Annotated in this window: 11 protein-coding genes, 1 tRNA gene and 2 pseudogenes; 7 read left to right on the forward strand and 7 right to left on the reverse strand. The window is 58.8% G+C overall.

Features of this window, described 5'->3' with window-relative positions; translation table 11 throughout:
• The first annotated feature begins 114 nt into the window (after positions 1 to 114).
• The 3 genes from PSH57_RS24120 to ychF all read left to right on the forward strand — a co-directional run bounded on the left by PSH57_RS24120 (position 115) and on the right by ychF (position 2,592).
• Positions 115 to 717 (forward strand): 50S ribosomal protein L25/general stress protein Ctc, encoded by a 603-nt coding sequence (locus PSH57_RS24120; RefSeq protein WP_305385888.1) that lies wholly within the window; start codon positions 115 to 117, stop codon positions 715 to 717.
• Positions 718 to 884: 167 nt separating this feature from the next.
• Positions 885 to 1,469 carry an aminoacyl-tRNA hydrolase gene (gene pth, locus PSH57_RS24125; protein WP_003185374.1) on the forward strand — a complete coding sequence of 195 codons (585 nt, stop codon included), beginning with the start codon at positions 885 to 887 and terminating at the stop codon, positions 1,467 to 1,469.
• A 22-nt stretch (positions 1,470 to 1,491) separates the two neighbouring features.
• On the forward strand, positions 1,492 to 2,592 hold the full coding sequence (ychF, locus tag PSH57_RS24130) for a redox-regulated ATPase YchF (RefSeq protein WP_305385889.1): 1,101 nt from the start codon (positions 1,492 to 1,494) through the stop codon (positions 2,590 to 2,592).
• Between the two features lie 159 nt (positions 2,593 to 2,751).
• Here the strand turns inward: ychF and PSH57_RS24135 are convergent, their stop codons facing one another.
• The 6 genes from PSH57_RS24135 to PSH57_RS24160 all read right to left on the reverse strand — a co-directional run bounded on the left by PSH57_RS24135 (position 2,752) and on the right by PSH57_RS24160 (position 11,755).
• Complete coding sequence (locus PSH57_RS24135) at positions 2,752 to 4,299, reverse strand: TerC family protein (protein ID WP_305444767.1); 1,548 nt, start codon at positions 4,297 to 4,299, stop codon at positions 2,752 to 2,754.
• Between the two features lie 382 nt (positions 4,300 to 4,681).
• The gene (locus PSH57_RS24140; RefSeq protein WP_305385891.1) at positions 4,682 to 5,704 is read right to left on the reverse strand and encodes a sensor histidine kinase; all 1,023 of its coding nucleotides are present in this window, start codon (positions 5,702 to 5,704) and stop codon (positions 4,682 to 4,684) included.
• 9 nt (positions 5,705 to 5,713) lie between these two features.
• The gene (locus tag PSH57_RS24145; protein WP_305385892.1) at positions 5,714 to 7,174 is read right to left on the reverse strand and encodes an ATPase domain-containing protein; all 1,461 of its coding nucleotides are present in this window, start codon (positions 7,172 to 7,174) and stop codon (positions 5,714 to 5,716) included.
• The gene (locus PSH57_RS24150) at positions 7,171 to 7,701 is read right to left on the reverse strand and encodes a hypothetical protein (RefSeq protein ID WP_305385893.1); all 531 of its coding nucleotides are present in this window, start codon (positions 7,699 to 7,701) and stop codon (positions 7,171 to 7,173) included. Before PSH57_RS24150 ends, PSH57_RS24145 begins: the two co-directional genes overlap by 4 nt.
• A gap of 140 nt (positions 7,702 to 7,841) precedes the next feature.
• A complete protein-coding gene (locus PSH57_RS24155; RefSeq protein WP_305385894.1) occupies positions 7,842 to 10,004 on the reverse strand; it encodes a methyl-accepting chemotaxis protein in 2,163 nt (720 codons plus the stop codon).
• A gap of 533 nt (positions 10,005 to 10,537) precedes the next feature.
• Complete coding sequence (locus PSH57_RS24160) at positions 10,538 to 11,755, reverse strand: MFS transporter (protein ID WP_305385895.1); 1,218 nt, start codon at positions 11,753 to 11,755, stop codon at positions 10,538 to 10,540.
• A 326-nt stretch (positions 11,756 to 12,081) separates the two neighbouring features.
• Here PSH57_RS24160 and PSH57_RS24165 point away from each other — a divergent pair.
• From PSH57_RS24165 to ggt, 3 genes and pseudogenes are all read left to right on the forward strand, one after another.
• Positions 12,082 to 14,141, forward strand: a pseudogene (locus tag PSH57_RS24165) (methyl-accepting chemotaxis protein).
• 105 nt (positions 14,142 to 14,246) lie between these two features.
• Positions 14,247 to 14,323: transfer RNA gene (locus PSH57_RS24170), tRNA-Met, on the forward strand.
• A 367-nt stretch (positions 14,324 to 14,690) separates the two neighbouring features.
• Positions 14,691 to 16,535, forward strand: coding sequence for a gamma-glutamyltransferase (gene ggt, locus PSH57_RS24175; RefSeq protein WP_305444769.1), 1,845 nt, complete (start codon positions 14,691 to 14,693; stop codon positions 16,533 to 16,535).
• A 33-nt stretch (positions 16,536 to 16,568) separates the two neighbouring features.
• On the opposite strand, the pseudogene PSH57_RS24180 reads toward ggt, so the two are convergent.
• A pseudogene (locus PSH57_RS24180) lies at positions 16,569 to 17,057 on the reverse strand (PAS domain-containing protein); the annotation flags it as partial.
• 221 nt (positions 17,058 to 17,278) lie between these two features.
• Between PSH57_RS24180 and PSH57_RS24185 the strand changes: the two are divergent.
• Entirely contained in the window at positions 17,279 to 18,697 is a 1,419-nt protein-coding gene (locus PSH57_RS24185; RefSeq protein WP_305385898.1) for a short-chain fatty acid transporter, read from the forward strand.
• The last annotated feature ends 64 nt before the right edge of the window (positions 18,698 to 18,761 follow it).

Consider the following 18,761-nt stretch of genomic DNA (forward strand, 5'->3'; position numbering starts at 1 on the left):
GACGAAAAGCGCCCCGCCCCGACATTAACTGCCGGGGCGGGGCTTTTTTGCCCATATCGCCTTTAGCGCTGGTCGCAAACGCTGGGGCGAATGTGGTTATTTTGGAGATACAACATGAACGATTTTACCCTGAATGCTGAAGTGCGTTCCGACCTGGGGAAAGGTGCGAGCCGCCGCCTGCGTCGTCTCGCAAGCCTGGTTCCAGCTGTAGTCTACGGTGGCGACAAAGCCCCTGAGTCCATCAGCATGCTGGCCAAAGAAGTTGCCAAACTGCTCGAAAACGAAGCGGCCTACAGCCACATCATCGAGCTGAACGTTGGCGGCACCAAGCAAAACGTCGTAATCAAAGCCCTGCAGCGTCACCCGGCCAAAGGCCACGTGATGCACGCTGACTTCGTACGCGTTATTGCCGGTCAGAAGCTGACTGCTGTTGTTCCAGTGCACTTCATCAACGAAGCTGCTCCGGTCAAGAAAGGCGGCGAAATCTCGCACGTGACTTCCGAGCTGGAAGTGACCTGCCTGCCAAAAGACCTGCCTGAATTCATCGAAGTCGACCTGGCTGACGCCGAAGTCGGCACGATCATTCACCTGTCCGACCTCAAAGCTCCTAAAGGCGTTGAGTTTGTTGCCCTGGCGCACGGCGATGACAAGGCTGTTGCCAACGTCCACGCCCCACGTGTTGCTCCAGAAGCGACTGAAGAAGAAGCTGCAGAGTAATTTCACTCTGTCGCCGGAGTGACCGGAAACATCGCGGACTGGAACGTAGCGAAACAGCGGGCGAGAACGCGAAGTTTACTTAACGGTAGATCCGCCATTTTCGTCCCACTGTCGCAACACCGTTTGAGCGCGACGTTGTTATCCACACTCCAGGAAGGGCCCCTATCGTGACTGCCATTAAACTGATCGTTGGCCTGGGAAATCCAGGCGCCGAATACGAACAGACCCGGCATAACGCAGGGGCCCTTTTTGTTGAGCGCATCGCGCACGCACAAGGCGTCAGCCTGGCGGCCGATCGCAAATATTTCGGCCTGACCGGGCGCTTCTCGCATCAGGGTCAGGATGTTCGTCTGTTGATTCCCACCACCTACATGAACCGCAGCGGCCAGGCCGTGGCGGCATTGGCCGGTTTCTTTCGCATCAAGCCTGAAGAAATCCTGGTGGCCCACGACGAACTCGACCTGCCTCCGGGCGTTGCCAAGCTCAAGCAGGGCGGCGGCCATGGCGGTCACAACGGGTTACGCGACATCATCGCGCAACTGGGTAATCAGAATACCTTTCACCGCCTGCGGCTCGGCATCGGCCACCCGGGCGTTGCCAGTATGGTTTCAAATTTTGTCCTGGGTCGTGCGCCTCGCGCCGAACAGGAAAAACTCGATGCCAGCATCGACTTTGCCCTCGGCGTGCTGCCGGATATCCTCGCCGGTGAATGGAACCGCGCGATGAAAAACCTGCACAGCCAGAAGGCCTGACTCTACTCCGAGGGGAAACACCATGGGATTCAATTGCGGCATCGTCGGCCTGCCTAACGTCGGCAAGTCCACCCTGTTCAACGCCCTGACCAAATCTGGTATCGCGGCCGAGAACTTCCCCTTCTGCACCATCGAGCCGAACACCGGTATCGTGCCAATGCCGGACGCGCGCCTGGAAGCCCTGGCGGCCATCGTCAATCCCAAGCGTATCCTGCCGACCACCATGGAATTCGTCGACATCGCAGGCCTGGTGGCTGGCGCCTCGAAAGGTGAAGGCCTGGGTAACAAATTTTTGGCCAACATCCGCGAGACCGATGCCATCGCTCACGTGGTGCGCTGCTTTGAAGACGAGAACGTGATTCACGTATCCAACAGCGTCGACCCCAAGCGTGACATCGAGATCATCGACCTGGAGCTGATCTTCGCCGACCTCGACAGCTGCGAGAAGCAACTGCAGAAAGTCACCCGCAACGCCAAGGGTGGTGACAAGGATGCAGTGGTCCAGAAAGCCATGCTGGAGCAATTGATTGCTCACTTCACCCTCGGCAAGCCGGCGCGCACCCTGATGAAGAGCATGAACGCCGACGAAAAAGCGGTTATTCGTGGCTTCCACCTGCTGACCACCAAGCCGGTCATGTACATCGCCAACGTCGCTGAAGACGGTTTCGAGAACAACCCGCTGCTGGACGTGGTCAAGGCCATTGCCGAAGAAGAAGGCGCCATGCTCGTTCCGGTCTGCAACAAGATCGAAGCGGAAATCGCCGAGCTGGACGATGGTGAAGAGAAAGACATGTTCCTCGAGGCCCTGGGCCTGGAAGAGCCCGGCCTGAACCGCGTGATCCGCGCCGGTTATGAAATGCTTCACCTGCAGACCTACTTCACTGCCGGTGTCGAAGAGGTCCGCGCCTGGACCGTACGCGTCGGCGCTACCGCCCCGCAAGCCGCTGGCGTGATCCACACCGACTTCGAAAAAGGCTTCATCCGCGCCGAAGTCATCGCCTACGCAGACTTCATCCAGTACAAGGGTGAAGCCGGCGCCAAGGAAGCCGGTAAATGGCGCCTGGAAGGCAAGGAATACATCGTCAAGGATGGCGACGTGATGCACTTCCGCTTCAACGTTTAATGGAGCCAGTGGAGTCACACGGACGTCCCTAGACGAAAAAATCCCCGTAATCATTGCTGATACGGGGATTTTTTTCGTCTAGGGATTTTCACCAGTGATAGAGGGCCGCCATACGTTTCAAACAAACGAGGCCGCGAATGCGGCCCCATCTCTTCCACGTTATCTTTTACGCAACAGCACCCTCGTCACCCGACGTTCCTCAACCTCGACAACGGTCATGCTCCACTCCTGCCAATCGAGTTTGTCTCCGATGATCGGCAAGCGGTCCAGCAAGCTCATGACCAGCCCGGCGAGCGTCTGATAGTCATCCGTCGCCTTCGCCTGGAAGCCGATGTGTTCGCGAACCTGGCTGAGATTCAGCGCACCGCTGACCAGAAAGCCGTCATCCTGGGCCACGATGTTCGGACCTTCTATTTCACTGGCATCGGGCAGTTCACCCGCGATGGATTCGAGAATATCGGTCATGGTAAGAAGACCAATGAAATCACCGAACTCGTTCACCACGAAGGCGATGTGGGTCGACTCTTTGCGCATCTGCTCCAGCGCGTTGAGAATCGTGAAGTTGTCCAGCAGGTTGATGGCCTTGCGAGCCATGGCTTCCAGATTCGGCTGGTTGCCCGCCAACAGTTCCTTGAGCAACTCCTTCTTGTGGATGAACCCCAAGGGTTCATCCACACGTCCTTCGCGGATCAACGGCAACCTGGAATACGACGAGTGCATCAGCCGGGTGCGGATCTCGTCTTGGGAATCGGCCAGGTCAATGTGGTCGATTTCTGCGCGATGAGTCATGACGCTGCGTATGGGCCGCTCTGCCAATTGAAGCACGCCGCTGATCATGACCCGTTCGCGTCGGTGGAAGACCTGTTCGGCTTCATCGCCTGACAGCATGTCAGCAATTTCTTCACCGACTTCATCAGCCCCCAACTTTTGTCCGCCCAGCAAACGCATGACGGCATGCGCGGTGCGCGCGCGCATAGGACGATGACCTTGCATGCTCTTCTTGCGACGTGAGCGAGCCAGTTGGTTGAACAGTTCGATCAGGATCGAGAAACCGATCGCTGCGTAGAGATAACCTTTCGGAATGTGGAAACCCAGGCCTTCAGCCGTGAGGCTGAAGCCGATCATCATCAAAAAGCCCAGGCAGAGCATGATGACAGTGGGATGACCGTTGACGAAGTTGGTCAGGGGCTTACTTGCGATGATCATCAGGCCGATGGAGAAAATCACCGCGATCATCATGACCGACAGATGCTCCACCATGCCCACGGCAGTGATCACGGCGTCCAGGGAGAAGACCGCGTCCAGCACCACAATCTGCGCAACGATGGGCCAGAACATCGCATAGGCGGCGTTACCTGTACGCTCTGTCACATGCCCCTCGAGTCGTTCATGCAACTCCATGGTGGCCTTGAACAACAGGAACACACCACCGAACAGCATGATCAGGTCCCGGCCCGAGAACGTCTTGTCGAAGACCTCGAACAACGGCTCGGTCAGGGTCACCATCCAGGAGATGCTGGCCAGCAGGCCAAGACGCATCAACAATGCCAGCGACAGGCCAATGATACGGGCCCGATCGCGCTGCTCCGGCGGCAGTTTGTCAGCCAGGATGGCGATGAACACAAGGTTATCAATGCCGAGCACCAGCTCCAGCACGATCAGGGTCAGCAGGCCTAGCCATGCCGTCGGATCAGCAATCCATTCCATAGGGGTTATCCAACCTCTCGTAGAGTCGCGGCGAAAGGCGCGAGAGGAAAAAACTTTATCAAGCGGATAGAGCGAGGCACAGCGTGAGAGACGACACCGTTACTCTCGCGGAGAGGAATCGCTGAGAAGCCTGCAGATAGAATTTGGAGGTCCGGCGAGCCGGAAAAACCGGATATACGCTGGGTAACACAGAGCGGACTGGTACAGGGCGCGAATTGAAAAAAACGACCGGGAGGCTCCAGAAGGGTGTTCATATAGACCTGAAAATAGTTGGGGAGGTGATCCTATAATGTTTCCGAACGCGTCATACGCATCGAATTATTACAGAATCTGACACACCCGAACCGAACGAGCCGGGAGATGGGACGCCTGCGCCACCTCATTAGCTTGCCAACGGCAACCTCACCACGAACTCGCTTCCCTTGCCATCGCCCTCACTCTTGCCGAGCACTGTGCCACCGTGGCTTTCGACCAACTCGCGCACCACCGTCAGACCAATGCCCAGGCCAGCGCCGTTGAAGCCGATGGCGTGAACATCCTGCACAAAGGGTTCAAAAATAAACGGCAGTGCCTTGGCCGAAATACCTATGCCGGTATCGCAGATGCTTACCTGCAAGACACTACCTTCGACGGTGACCGACAGTACGACGGTGCCCCCCACGGGGGTGTATTTGGCCGCATTCCCCAGCAGGTTGCCGAGAATCTGAGCAAGCCGCACCGGATCGCCGTACACCAGCAGGGCACACTCGGGCAGTGTGGCGCTGAACAGCAAATTGCCGCTGATCATGACCGGTTTACAGATATCGATGGCCTCACGAATGATCTGAACCATATCGACGATTTGGCAATCGAGACGAAACTTGCCGGTGCTGACGCGGGAGACATCGAGCAAGTCCTCAACTAATCGAGACATGTGCCGGACCTGACCTTCGATCAACGTCTGCATGCGCGGCAACTCCTCACTGGGCACCCGCACCAGCCGACCGGCAATCATGCTGATGGGCGTCAGCGGATTGCGCAGTTCGTGGGCGACCAAGGCGAGAACGCTACGCTGGCGCTCCAGCGCCCGTTCGGCCGAGTCTTGCAGGTGTTGCGCGCTGAGGGCGGCAATGACCAATTGCTCATTGGCTTCGCGCATCTGCAGATACAATTGTTGTTCTGCCTGCGTGAATGCCGGTTTTTCAGCCTCGGACTGGGCCGACAGGATCGCCAGGACCAACTGTTGATTGGCCTCGATCAGTTGCTCGACTTGTTGCTTATCGGCGAGTTGGGTGTTGGCGTCGTTCAGTTCCTTGTGCAGCGCGGCCAGCACCGCGCGCGCCTCGACGGTTTTCTGGCCGAGCAGGAACAGCTCGCGAGCGGCCGTCGCCTTCGCCTGCTCATTCCCGCCGTTGGCCTCATTCATGATGATGGCTCATCCTGTGTCTTTGCCAGAAAGCTGCCGGGTAGGCCGACCTCCGAGCAAACCTTCCTGGTCCGGCAACATTTCACCGATCTGCAAACCGCTATCGTCGATGCTGTAAAGGCGTAACTCATCGGAGTGAGCGCTGGCCCGCACCTTGACCACAGCCATGATGCGCAATAAGCGGCTTTGCACTTCAATGTAGCGCTGAACGATGATTGCGTCGGTGAGAAAAGCCGTGCCGTAAGGACTGAAACGCAGATCCGTGTAGCGATCCTCCAACTCCGAGGTCATCAATACACTGACACCGGCGCTGGTCAATGCGGTGACCATACGCGACAGTGACTCGCGAAAATCTTCGCGAAAGGTCGGCGCCAGGGCCAGTTCGAAACCCGACAGCGAGTCAATCACCACCCGGGTTGCGTTCAGGCGAGCAATCTCGCTCAACAGCAACTGCACGATCTCGTCGATGGACAGGTCTGGAGCGCGGCTATCCACCAATCCGACTTTACCGCTTTGAATCAAGTTTGAGAGGGTGGCGTTCTGGGAGTGATTGGGGCGCTGCTCGAACACCGCAATCACGCCGTTTTCACCATTTCGCGCGCCTTCGGCGAGGAAAGATGCCGCGAGAATGCTTTTTCCAGAGCCCGACGGGCCAGCCACCAACAGGGAATAACCGCGCGGCAGGCCACCACCGAGCATTTCGTCGAGCTGCGGCACTCCCATCCCCAAGCGGTTGATGGGGAACTCCAGCGGTGCTTCGCTCGGCTTGAAGGGAGCAGGGGCAAATACCCTGATCCCGGACGAGGCGATACGGAAGGTATGCAGACCCGGCAGCGTCGGCTGGCCGCGCATCTTCATGATTTCCATCTTGCGCACCATGGAATTGCGCTGAACGCTCTGGCGCAGCCAGATCAGCCCGTCGGCCACGGTGAAAATCGGGTTGGTATCGGTTTCGGTGAAATACTCACCAATCAGGAAAGTCGTGGCCTGCCAGGTGGTCATCAACATGCCCAGTTGCTGGACGAACTGCGGCAAGTTGTTATTCGGGTTGTCCTGGGTCTGGCTGGCCAGCACTACCGAGCGGAACGAGTCAACGAACACCAGCGCCGGGGAGTGAGCCTCCACCTCGCTGACAATGCGCCGCAGCACCTCGTCCAAATCCCCGGCCAGGGTGTCGTCAGCCAGGTTGACGTAGCGGATCGAATGATTGATCGCGTCGCTGTCGAAGAAATCGAACTGTTGCTGATAGCGCAGCATCTTCAGCGGCGGCTCACCCAGCACGGTAAAAAACAGTGCCGGACGTTCGGGGGTCGCCAGGGCAAACATCATCTGGTGCGCGAGGGTGGTCTTGCCGCAACCGGGCGGGCCGGCGATCAGGTTGAACGAAAACTCCGGCAATCCTCCGCCCAAGACCTCGTCCAGTCCTGGCACGCCGGTGGCCAAGCGGTTGATAGTCACTTTGCTGCTCATGGCGAATTTTCCTGCGAAGGGGTGTCGCTCAAAGAAGAATCCCACACGCCACGAAGCAAACGTGCGGTAAGCGAGGGTCCGATCAGCGTGGTCAGCAACTCGTAGAAGATAGTCAGCAACATTTCACCGAAAAACAGCGCATCGGCTTCGCTTTGCTCAACGAGCACTGAGTTAAGGGCGGTCAGAACCCGGCCGGGCTGCACCTTGTCGCAGACGCTGGTCAGGCGCGGATGAGCGGACCCACACAGGCGCAGGCTGCGGCGAAACAACGCGGCAACCCCTTGCTGACCAATGACAGGCGTCAGGGCCACTTCTATATCCTGCAAAATGGAAATGATCGCGTGGGCGGTCTTTGCAATGTCAGCGTTGGGACCAACGCGGTGCGCCAGAGAAGCTACGATCTGACGGCTCTCTTCGCTTAGCGTGGACATGGCTAACTGATATCCGATGGGCGAGTATTGATAGTACACCCTCAGGGGCGTTATCGAGACGCTGATAGACAACGCAATACAGTTGCGATCATTCAAGAACAAGAACTGGATTGACCCCGTGGCGAGGGAGTTTGGTCCCTCGCACAATAAATCTTGAGTGAACAGTGTGCCCGTCAATATGGCGATATCGCTTGATCGAGCTCCAGACAGGCGCCTGAAGCCGACCAGGCAACCAACTACCCCCTTTTGACTTTGAAGCGCCCCAACACCCGCTGCATCAGGGATGCGCGCTCCGAAAGATCCTTGGCCGCCACCGCGCACTCTTGTGAGTTGGACTGGTTTTTCTGCGTCACTTCATCGATCTGTTCCAACCCGATGCTGGCCTGCTGCAAACCTGAAGCTTGCTCGCTGGAGGCTTGATAGATCAATGAAACCAGGTTGGAAACAGCGCTGGTTCCGGTGACGATGTTTTTCAGCGATTCGGCGGTCCGGCCGGCGATGATCATGCCGCGCTGCGTTTTGCTCGAAGAATCGGCAATCAGTGCGGCCGTCTGCTGGGCGGCCTCGGCGCTGCGGGCGGCCAAGCTACGCACCTCATCCGCCACCACGGCAAAACCGCGCCCCAACTCGCCTGCTCTAGCGGCTTCGATGGCCGCGTTCAAAGCCAGCAGGTTGGTTTGTGCGGCGATGTTATCGATGGTGGTGATGATTGCGGTAATGTCTTTGCCCGAATTGTCGATTTCGGCCATGGCGGCAATCAGCTCACTCATCAATTGGTCGCTTTCTCCGGCATCGGCCCGTGATGCCTGGGACTGCTCATCGGCTTTTTTGGCGTTGGCGGCGTTGTCCCGGGTCTGTGCGGCCATTTGCGTCATCACCGCGCTGATTTCGGTGATGGACGATGCGGAATTGGAAGCCCCATCGGACAATGACTGGCTCAGGTCGGTAACCTGCGCCGAGCTGCCGGTGATCTGGGTAGCGCTGGCCTGAACTTCGCCAATCAGTTGGTTCAGATTACCGACCATCTTCTCCAGTGACTTGCCAAGGGTGTCGTGGGGCGAGGACAACCGGACCTCCAGGTCCAGATCACCTTCAGAAATGCGCTCGGCCACCCTGACCTGCCGTTGCAGACTTTCAGACATATCGTTGAGCGCGACAGACAACTGGCCTACTTCGTCCTCGGATTTCTGCACCAGGCGACGCGAGAAGTCCCCCAGGCTGATGTTGGCTGCCAAAGCGGCGGCTTCGCGAATCGGCCCGACGATTTTTGCGGCGGCAAACCACAGGGCGGCCAAGGCCAACAGCGAAATACCCAGGCCAACCGACACCTGCCAGATGCTGTTGCTGATACTGCGCGCCTGTAACTCCTGCTCCAGGGCAATGGCCTGAGTCATGACCACAGCCTTGGGCAGGCGAATCAGCACCGCCCAAGGTTTGCCCGTGCGCCCCAGCTCAATGGGCATCAGTACTTCGATATGCTGGGTGCGCGGATTGAGCAGACCGTCACCATGACCACTCTGGATATCGCGCAGCACTTTCTCCCAGGACTCAGGCAACAAGGCCTTGATGGGCTGACCAATCAGGTCGGTTCGCTGACTGTCCGCGACCACCAGCCCCTGATTACTCAGGATCGACACCGTGCCCTTGCCACCGTAGAGATCGGCCGACATCTGCTCGCTGAGTTTCTGAATAAAGTCGATATCGAAGTCAGCTCCGACCACACCGTAGAACTTGCCATTGGCTACGATCGGAACCGACAAAGTGGTCAGCCATACGTTTTTGCCCTGAACCACATAAGGAATGGGGTCCAGCACGCTTTCCTTCAGGGTGTCGCGTGGGCCGCTGTACCAACCCCCTTTGGGTACACCGTTGGGGTGACGATCCGGGGAGTCATACTCTACCAATGGCTGTACCGCCACATGTCCGCCAGCGCTGCGCGTCCAGTAAGGCGTGAAGCGCCCTGTCAACGGATTACTGCCGTCTTGTACATTACGGAACACAAGATCCTGGCCATCCAGCGCATCCGGCTCCCAGCAGGAGTAAGTGCCATTGAAGTCAGGGTTATCTTTTAGAACGCTGAGCAATACCGTGTTGATCTGTTCACGCCCCAACGCCAAAGGGCTTTGCGAGACCTTGCTGGAGGCAAAGGTGTTGGCCATGGTGCGGGCCGCATCCAGAGCATTTTGCAGCTTGGCCTGAATGGCATTGGCACGGGACTCGGCCAGGTTCTGAATCTCCCGGATCGTTGATTGTTCAACCAGCGCCGAGACTTCGCTCGCCACGTATTGCTCATTAACCCTGGCGGTAAAGAGCCCGTAAACAACCAGGCTGACTGATGAAACAAACAGACATACGCCTGCCGTGACACAAATGCGTGCCTGCAACGATTTGAACTTCATATCATCCCCTGCCTGATTCTTTTTATTGCCAACGTTTAAGACGACAGCCTCAAACTTTTGCACGACACGGTAAATAACAATCAATCACTGCTGTTTACGCTGGCCACGAGGCAATCGCCTTGAACGGGCACGGCGATACAGCTGCTTTATTAGTATTTGAAGCGTGGCAGGTTGGGGCGTGAGTCACCTCACCAGAGGGGGTGAAGGTATTCAGATCAAGAGCCGAAGGCCTTATGTCCCAAGACAATAAGAGCGGCGGGTGGAAAGAATGTGGAAACCTGCTTTCCGGTCACCCCAGCGGACCCCCTTGAAGATTGCCGCAGCGTCCATTCAGTCCATCAACCACAACAGCAAATTAACATGGCCGACTTTTATACAAAATCAAACTTAAGACTTATACAGAACGGTACTTTAGTCGCGGATCCAAGCAACTGGTCAAGTCGCTCTTGTTGGCGGGTATTTTTCAACGCGTTGAAATTCAACTGTGTTGCAAGGAACGGCGGGGGAACTCGCCCCCACCGGCTGGGTATACGTCAGTTTTTTCTGCTTTTAGGCAGAAAAATCGCCAACACCCCAAACAACGGCAAAAACGAGCACAACCAATACACATACTCGATGCCACGGATGTCCGCCAGATGCCCCAGCAGTGCAGCGCCAATCCCGCCGAAGCCGAACATCAAGCCGAAAAACACGCCGGCGATCATGCCGACATTACCCGGCACCAGTTCCTGGGCATACACCACGATGGCCGAGAACGCGGAGGCCAGGATGAAGCCGATGACCACGCTGAGGATGCTGGTCCATAGCAGGTCAACGTGAGGCAGGATCAGGGTGAACGGCGCCACGCCGAGAATCGAGAACCAGATCACCGCCTTGCGCCCGACCTTATCGCCGATAGGGCCACCAAAAAAAGTGCCCGCCGCTACCGCGCCAAGAAACAGGAACAGGTGCAACTGCGAGGAGGCTACCGACAGGTCGAACTTCTCGATCAGGTAGAAGGTGAAGTAGCTGGTGAAACTGGCCATGTAGAAATACTTGGAGAACACCAGCAGCCCCAACACCGCCAGCGCACTCAAGACCCGGCCCTTGGATAAACCGTGAGTAGCCGCCTGACCTTGCTTGAGCTTGAACAGGTTCAAATGATTGGCGTACCAGCGGCTGATGCGGTACAGCACGAACAGCGCAAACAGTGCGAACAGCCCGAACCAGGCCACGTTGCCTTGCCCATACGGGATGATGATCGCCGCCGCCAGCAAAGGGCCGAATGCGGAACCGGCGTTGCCCCCCACCTGGAACGTCGACTGTGCCAGGCCGTAACGCCCACCCGAGGCCAGTCTGGCGACTCGCGAGGCTTCCGGGTGAAAGGTCGACGAGCCAATACCGATCAAACCGGCGGCCAGCAGAATCATGGCGAAACTACCGACCATGGACATCATCACGATACCGATCAGCGTGCACACCGTACCGGCCGGTAGCAGCCAGGGCTTGGGGTGTCGATCCGTGTGATAACCCACCCAAGGCTGCAGCAGCGACGCCGTCATTTGGAAAGTCAGCGTAATCAGGCCAACCTGGGTGAAGGTCAGGCCATAACTGGCCTTGAGCATTGGATAGATAGAAGGCAGTACCGCCTGGATCAGGTCGTTGATCAAATGCGCCAACGCCACGGCACCGATGATGCGCATGACCAAGGGGCTGCTTTGGGGCGTCGCAGGGATGGACGCGGTATTGACCTGGGTATCGCTGATGGCCATGGAAGTTTCCATACGGGGTTGCACAGGAAGCGGGTTCTGCAATGTGCCATTTTTCGGTGCAGCAAGGCTATCCCCTTAGCTTGCTACCGACTTGAAATATTCTCAGCGAACATGGTGATAGCGCAACGCCATGGTCTGAATCTTGCCTTGTTAACGGTCTACAACGCGGCCCCTTACAAAGGGGACCGAGAATGGGAAGTTTCGCTACAGAACCTGCCTACAGAGCGGGCCTGGACAAACTTTCGAAGCCTTTTAAAAGGGCGCCCGCTTCGACACCGTGTCGAAACGCACAAAAATAGTGCAAGGGTGCTCAGGGGAGTATGGGCATGCAGGCTTTTCTATCACCGGGAATCAGGTTGCTGGGGCGTTTTGGCTTTGCCCGTAAATTTCAGTTGTTGTTCCTGCTTTTCATCCTGCCACTCATGGGCAGCCTGTGGATCATCGGCCAGGACTATCGCGACAAACTCAGCCTGATTTCCGAAGAGCGTGCCGGGGTACGCCAGTTGCTGGCCCTGGACAACCTGGACAACCTGCTCGCCGCCCAGCGCAACCGCGCGGCCCGCTGGCGAGCCACGGAAACCAATCGACAGGCAACTCCCGCGACGCTTGCCGCGATGGCAGCTTTCGATGCCGTGCAGCCGGCACTCAACCAGGCCGCCAGTGATCTGGGCAACACCTTGCAAACCGAGGATGCCAAAGCCGACACCCTCGCCCGCTACCAAACGCTGCAAACCAGTCTCAATGGCCTTGATTCGAAAAGCCTGGGCACCGTAGGTTGGTGGCCGGACGGCTATGACCGTTTCACCTCAGCCCTGAGTGCCTTGCAAGGCTTGCGCGAGCAGATCGTCATGGACAATCGCCTGACCCTCGCCTCCTGGCTGGAAACCTATCTGCTGACCCAGATATCGACCCAGCAGACGCCGGACTTGATCGAACGGGTCGGTCGCCTGGCCAGCGTGGGTCAGGCTTCCGTTGTGTCGGGTCAATTCACCCTGCAAAGCCGGCTGCAATTGCGCGACCTGCGCAGCCGGATCGGCGATGCTCGGGATCAACTGGTCAAAACCGGTGGGGTGCTGCAAACACGCCTGCCCAGCGAACTGCAAACCTGGGCCGGACAATTCCAGGGCAGCCTCAAGCATCTGGATTCCGGCCTGAAAGTATTGGATGAAGGGGTGTTCGCCGGCTCCATCAACCTCAAGCCGGAAGATTTCGAGAAGCACATGGATACCCTTCTGGCGGACTTGGCGACCTTGCGTCAGCAGTCTCTGATGGCCCTGGACGCGCGACTGGACCACTACCACACCTCAGCGATCCGCCAGTTCACGCTGGTGGCCACAGTGCTGGGTTGCCTGCTACTGGCCGCGCTTTACCTCTTCGTCTGCCTGCAAGCGTCCATCCGCCGCAGCGCCAGTGGTATCACATTACTGGCCGAAGCCCTGCGTGACGGCAACCTCAGCCTGCAAGTACCGGTGCAAGGACGCGACGAACTGGCGGCCATCAGTACCGCCCTCAACGTCGCGGTGGTGCAGTTGCGCAACAGCCTGTTGGGTGTGGACCACGAAACGTTGCAGTTGAGCAATGCCGTTCGCACCCTCAACACTCACTCCAGCGGCGCCCTGGGGGAAGTCGAAGCCCAACAGATGCAGATCAGCCAGATCGCGGCCGCCGCAACGCAACTGGCCGCCACCTCTCAAGGGGTCGCCAGAAGCTGCGAGCAGGCCTCCGACAGCGCCCAGCAGACCCGGCGCATCGCTGCCGACAGCAGCCGCGACAGTCAACGCACCACGGCGAGCATCCAGCAACTCAACCAGCGGCTCAACGAAACTGCCGCCGCGTTGGGCCGGGTCAGCGAACAGGGGCAACAAATTCAGCTGGTGGTCGACACCATCCGCGGTGTGGCCGAACAGACCAACCTGCTGGCCCTCAATGCCGCCATCGAAGCTGCGCGCGCTGGGGAACAGGGCCGTGGTTTCGCGGTGGTGGCCGATGAAGTGCGCAGCCTTTCGCAACGCACCCAGTCCTCCACACACAACAGATTGCTGGCACCGTCGACAGCCTGCGCGCCACGGTCAACGAAGCGGTCAGCCTGATGGAAGCCGCGTGCGACCAGGCCCAGACCGACGCGCAAGCTGTCACCGGCCTTGGCGAGCGACTGGGAGAAATTGCCAACGCAGTGCAAAGCGTCACCGACACCCTGGCGCAAATCGCCACCGCCGTGGACGAACAAGCCAGCACCGCCGACGAGGTCAGCGGCAATATCCAACAGGTCGACCAGGCGGCCATGCGTTTGCTTGAAGGGGCACGCGCCGTGAACCTCGCAGCGGATACGTTGAGCCAGGGCAGCCAGGCTCTGAGCGCCAACACAGGGAGATTTCAACTCGGTTGACGGGTATTTACTGCGAGGATTGATAAGCGGTTGAAAGCGCTGAGAAATATTTCAGATTTACGCTTGACACATCTTCGTTACCGGCGAATAATGCGCGCCACACTTGGCTACATAGCTCAGTTGGTTAGAGCATAGCATTCATAATGCTGGGGTCCGGGGTTCAAGTCCCTGTGTAGCCACCAAGTACTAAAAACGGCTTATCGAAAGATAAGCCGTTTTTTTATGCCTCGAGAAAAGCAGCGTGGCTGGCAGCGTACGGTTTGCTTGATTCATTGTGGCGAGGGGATTTATCCCCGCTGGGTTGCGCAGCAACCCTGAGATCAGTCGCCTCGGTTTGTCAGGCTGATTGTTTTCAGTCTTTTTTTGGGGCTGCTGCGCAGCCCAGCGGGGATAAATCCCCTCGCCACAGGGTTCTGTGCCTGACTGATATTGTTTAGAGGCATTGCTGTCGCTGATATCACTTTTTGTTCTGATCCGCGCTGATTTGCGCCAGACGCCTCGCATCGCTACAGTCGTTCCCTATCCCCTGGCCCACGGATGGAGCGACATATGCTTGCAGATCTGAAACCCAATCTTCATCGCCTGTCAGCTATTTCGCTACTGGCTGTAGCCCTGGCACTCGTTGCCTGTAAGGCCCCGCCCTCCTCTACAACCCCAGCATTGCCCGTCGCACCGGAGATCGCCTCCGGCTATCGCACCGACTTGCAGACCCGCCACGCCGACAAGCACATGGCCGCGGCGGCCAACCCGCTGGCGGCCGAAGCCGGGCGGCAGATGTTACGGCGCGGCGGCTCGGCCATCGACGCGGCGATCGCCATGCAGGCGGTGCTGACCCTGGTGGAGCCGCAGTCCTCCGGGATCGGTGGCGGTGCATTCATCGTGTTGTGGGATGGCAAGGCTGTACGCACTTACGACGGGCGCGAAACGGCACCGGCCGGCGCCAGCGAGACACTTTTCCTGCAAGCAGATGGCAAACCCATGCCGTTCACCGCCGCGCAGATAGGCGGCCGTTCCGTGGGCACACCGGGCGTGTTGCGTGCGCTGGAACTGGCCCATCGCAAACATGGCCGACTTGAATGGGCCACGCTGTTCGAACCGGCCATCGCGCTGGCAGAACAGGGCTTCGCGATCTCGCCAAGATTGCACTCGATGATTGCTGCCGACACCTCTTTGCCAGAGTCGCCGGACATGGCCGCCTATTTCCTGAACGCCGATGGCAGCCCGAAAGCGGTCGGCACGCTGCTGAAAAATCCGGCTTTGGCCGACGTGCTCAAGCGCATCGCCAGCGAAGGTCCCGACGCGTTGTACAAAGGGCCGATTGCCGAAGAAATCGTCGCCAAGGTGCAGGAACATGCCAACCCCGGCAGCCTGTCACTGGACGATCTCCAGGGCTACGCCGCCCGGGAACGCGCGCCGTTGTGCACGGATTACAAGCGCTGGCAAGTCTGTGGCATGGCGCCCCCGTCTTCGGGCGGGATCGCCGTGGCGCAGATCCTCGGGACTTTGCAGGCATTGGAACAGCGCGACGGCCGCATGGCCCTCGCCCCCTTGAAACCCGTCAAGAGCGATAAACCCGCCGGCATTGAACCAGTGTCCGAAGCGGTGCACCTGATCGCCGAAGCCGAACGCCTGACCTACGCCGACCGCGCCCTGTATGTCGCTGACTCGGACTTCGTCCCTGTGCCGGTCAAAGGCCTGGTCGATCCCGGTTATCTGGCCAGCCGCGCGCGCCTGATCGGTCCGCGCAGCATGGGCATTGCCAAACCCGGCACACCGCCGGGCGTCCAGGTTGCCTACGCCCCGGACCGTTCGCCCCTGCGCATCTCCACCTCGCAAGTGGTGGCGGTGGATGACCAGGGTGGTGCTGTGTCGATGACCACCACGGTGGAGTCAGCCTTCGGCTCGCACCTGATGGTCCGAGGTTTCATGCTTAACAACCAGTTGACCGACTTCTCGTTCATCCCCGAAGAAAATGGGCAGCAGAAGGTCGCCAACCGCGTCGAACCCGGCAAACGCCCCCGCTCGTCCATGGCGCCCACCCTGATCTTCGATCGCCAGAACGGTGAACTGCTGGCCGCTGTCGGCTCACCGGGCGGCTCCCAAATCATCGAATACGTCGCCAAGTCAGTGATCGGCCTGCTGGACTGGGACCTGGACGCGCAAACCGCCATCAACCTCCCCAACTTCGGCAGCCGCAACGGCCCCACCGAACTGGAACAGGGTCAGTTCAGCCCGGCACTGATCCAGGTGCTGAAAGACAAAGGCCATGCCGTGAGCGAGATCGACATGACCAGTGGGACCCAAGCGATCGTCCGGGTGCGTGATGTGCAGGGCAAAATCTCACTGGCCGGTGGGGCCGACCCGCGGCGTGAGGGGCAGGCACTGGGGGATTGAGCGTCGGGGCTATCTGATGGCTTGCGCGGTGGCGTCGCCGGCCAAGTCGAATTCGATCACCGCCGTTGAACGCACCAGCGCACCGATGAGGTTTTCATGCTCGCGCGACGCCTCGATGGTGCGGGTCAGGTCATTGGAATACATTGAGAAATAGCGGATTCGCCCATCAGCCGCCCGTACCGGTTGGAGAATCGAACGCAACCAGGCTTCCTTGCCGTTGCCGCGGAGCAGCCGTACGGCGCCGGAAAAATGTTCGCCTCGAGTCAGCGCCGTCTTGAAACGCAGCTGGAACTCATTGGATTTCAGGTAAGCCGGAACCAGGTCCTCGACGGACCGACCGATGAGGTCCTGGCCCTTGTAATGCATTTCGTCGAGGAAATTCTGATTGGCCGTTTGCACCCGCCCGTCGGCATCCAGCGTGAGGGCCAGCATCTCGTGGTCCAGGCTCTCTTTCACCTGCATAAGGCTGGACAGTTCCTGGCGAAGAGCCGAAAGCTCCTGCTTCAAGCGCTTGTTGAACATGGGCATGCTCCGAGAGCAGGAGAGTGAGCGGGCCTGTTCTCTTGCCATCGGCTCAGCGTTTTTTTTCTAAAGAGCGCTACAGGCCGCGTCTGAAAATATCCTGCGCGCTCGCGAACCCTGATTAGCCTCCCATGGTCACTGGATTGTTCCAGTGTTGGCGCCTGACCGCCAAGACCCTGCCGCTCCCAATACCCATAACCATAAAAACCGAGGTAATTGCCGTGACCACCGACATTCAAGACAGCCGTTCCGCCCGCTTCGCCTTGCGCTGTTCCAGTTTTGCCGAGCGCTGGTTCCCTGACTCCTGGGTATTTGCCGCATTGGCGGTATTGGTAGTAGCGGTGGCGACCCTGTTCATCGGCGCCAAACCCACGGACGCCGCCATGGCGTTCGGCGATGGCTTCTGGAGCCTGATACCGTTCACCATGCAAATGGCTTTCGTGGTGATCGGCGGTTACGTGGTCGCCAGCTCGCCGCCCGCGGTCAAATTGATCGATCGCCTGGCACGCATCCCGAAGAACGGCCGCTCCGCGGTAGCCTGGGTCGCGCTGATTTCCATGGTCGCCTCGCTGCTCAACTGGGGTCTTTCCCTGGTATTTGGCGGTTTACTGGTACGCGCCCTCGCCCGTCGCACCGATTTGAAGATGGACTATCGCGCCGCCGGCGCCGCCGCTTACCTGGGCCTGGGTGCGGTTTGGGCACTGGGTTTGTCTTCGTCGGCGGCGCAATTGCAGGCCAACCCGGCCAGCCTGCCTGCGTCGATCCTGTCGATCACCGGGGTCATTCCGTTCACCCAGACCATTTTTCTCTGGCAGTCCGGGGTGATGTTACTGGCGCTGATCGTCATCTCGATCATCGTGGCCTATGCCACCGCTCCCGGCCCGAACAGTGCCCGTGACGCCGCCGCCTGCGGAATCGATCCCAGCTTCAGCATGCCGGCCTTGCAGCCTCGCACCCGTCCCGGGGAATGGCTGGAGCATAGCCCTCTGCTGACCATCGCCCTGGCGCTGCTGGCCGCAGGCTGGTTGTTCCACGAGTTCTCGACCAAACCTGCGATAAACGCCATCTCCGGTCTCAACACCTACAATTTCCTGTTCCTGATGCTCGGCGCATTGCTGCATTGGCGGCCACGCAGTTTTCTCGATGCCGTGGCGCGCGCGGTGCCGACCACCACCGGTGTGTTGATCCAGTTCCCGCTGTACGGCTCGATTGCCGCCCTGCTGACCACGGTCAAGGGCAGCGACGCCCAGACGCTCGCCCATCACATATCCACCTTTTTCGTACAGATCGCGTCCCACGACACCTACGCCCTGTTGATGGGTGTCTACTCGGCGGTACTGGGCTTTTTCATTCCATCGGGGGGCGGCAAATGGATCATCGAAGCCCCCTACGTCATGCAGGTGGCCAACGACCTGAACTATCACCTGGGCTGGGCGGTACAGATCTATAACGCCGCCGAAGCGCTGCCGAACCTGATCAACCCGTTCTACATGTTGCCGCTGCTGGGGGTGTTGGGGCTCAAGGCCAGGGACCTGATCGGTTTTTCCTTCGTGCAACTCCTGGTTCACACACCATTGGTACTAGTGCTGCTGTGGGCGCTGGGGACGACATTGTCTTATCTGCCACCCGTGATGCCATAAAGCCATAAAAAAGGGCCGATATTTTCGTCGGCCCACTTTTTCTTCGCCCCGGTCTGTTTCAGTA

This window comes from Pseudomonas hefeiensis (genome assembly GCF_030687835.1).
GTDB lineage: Bacteria > Pseudomonadota > Gammaproteobacteria > Pseudomonadales > Pseudomonadaceae > Aquipseudomonas > Aquipseudomonas hefeiensis.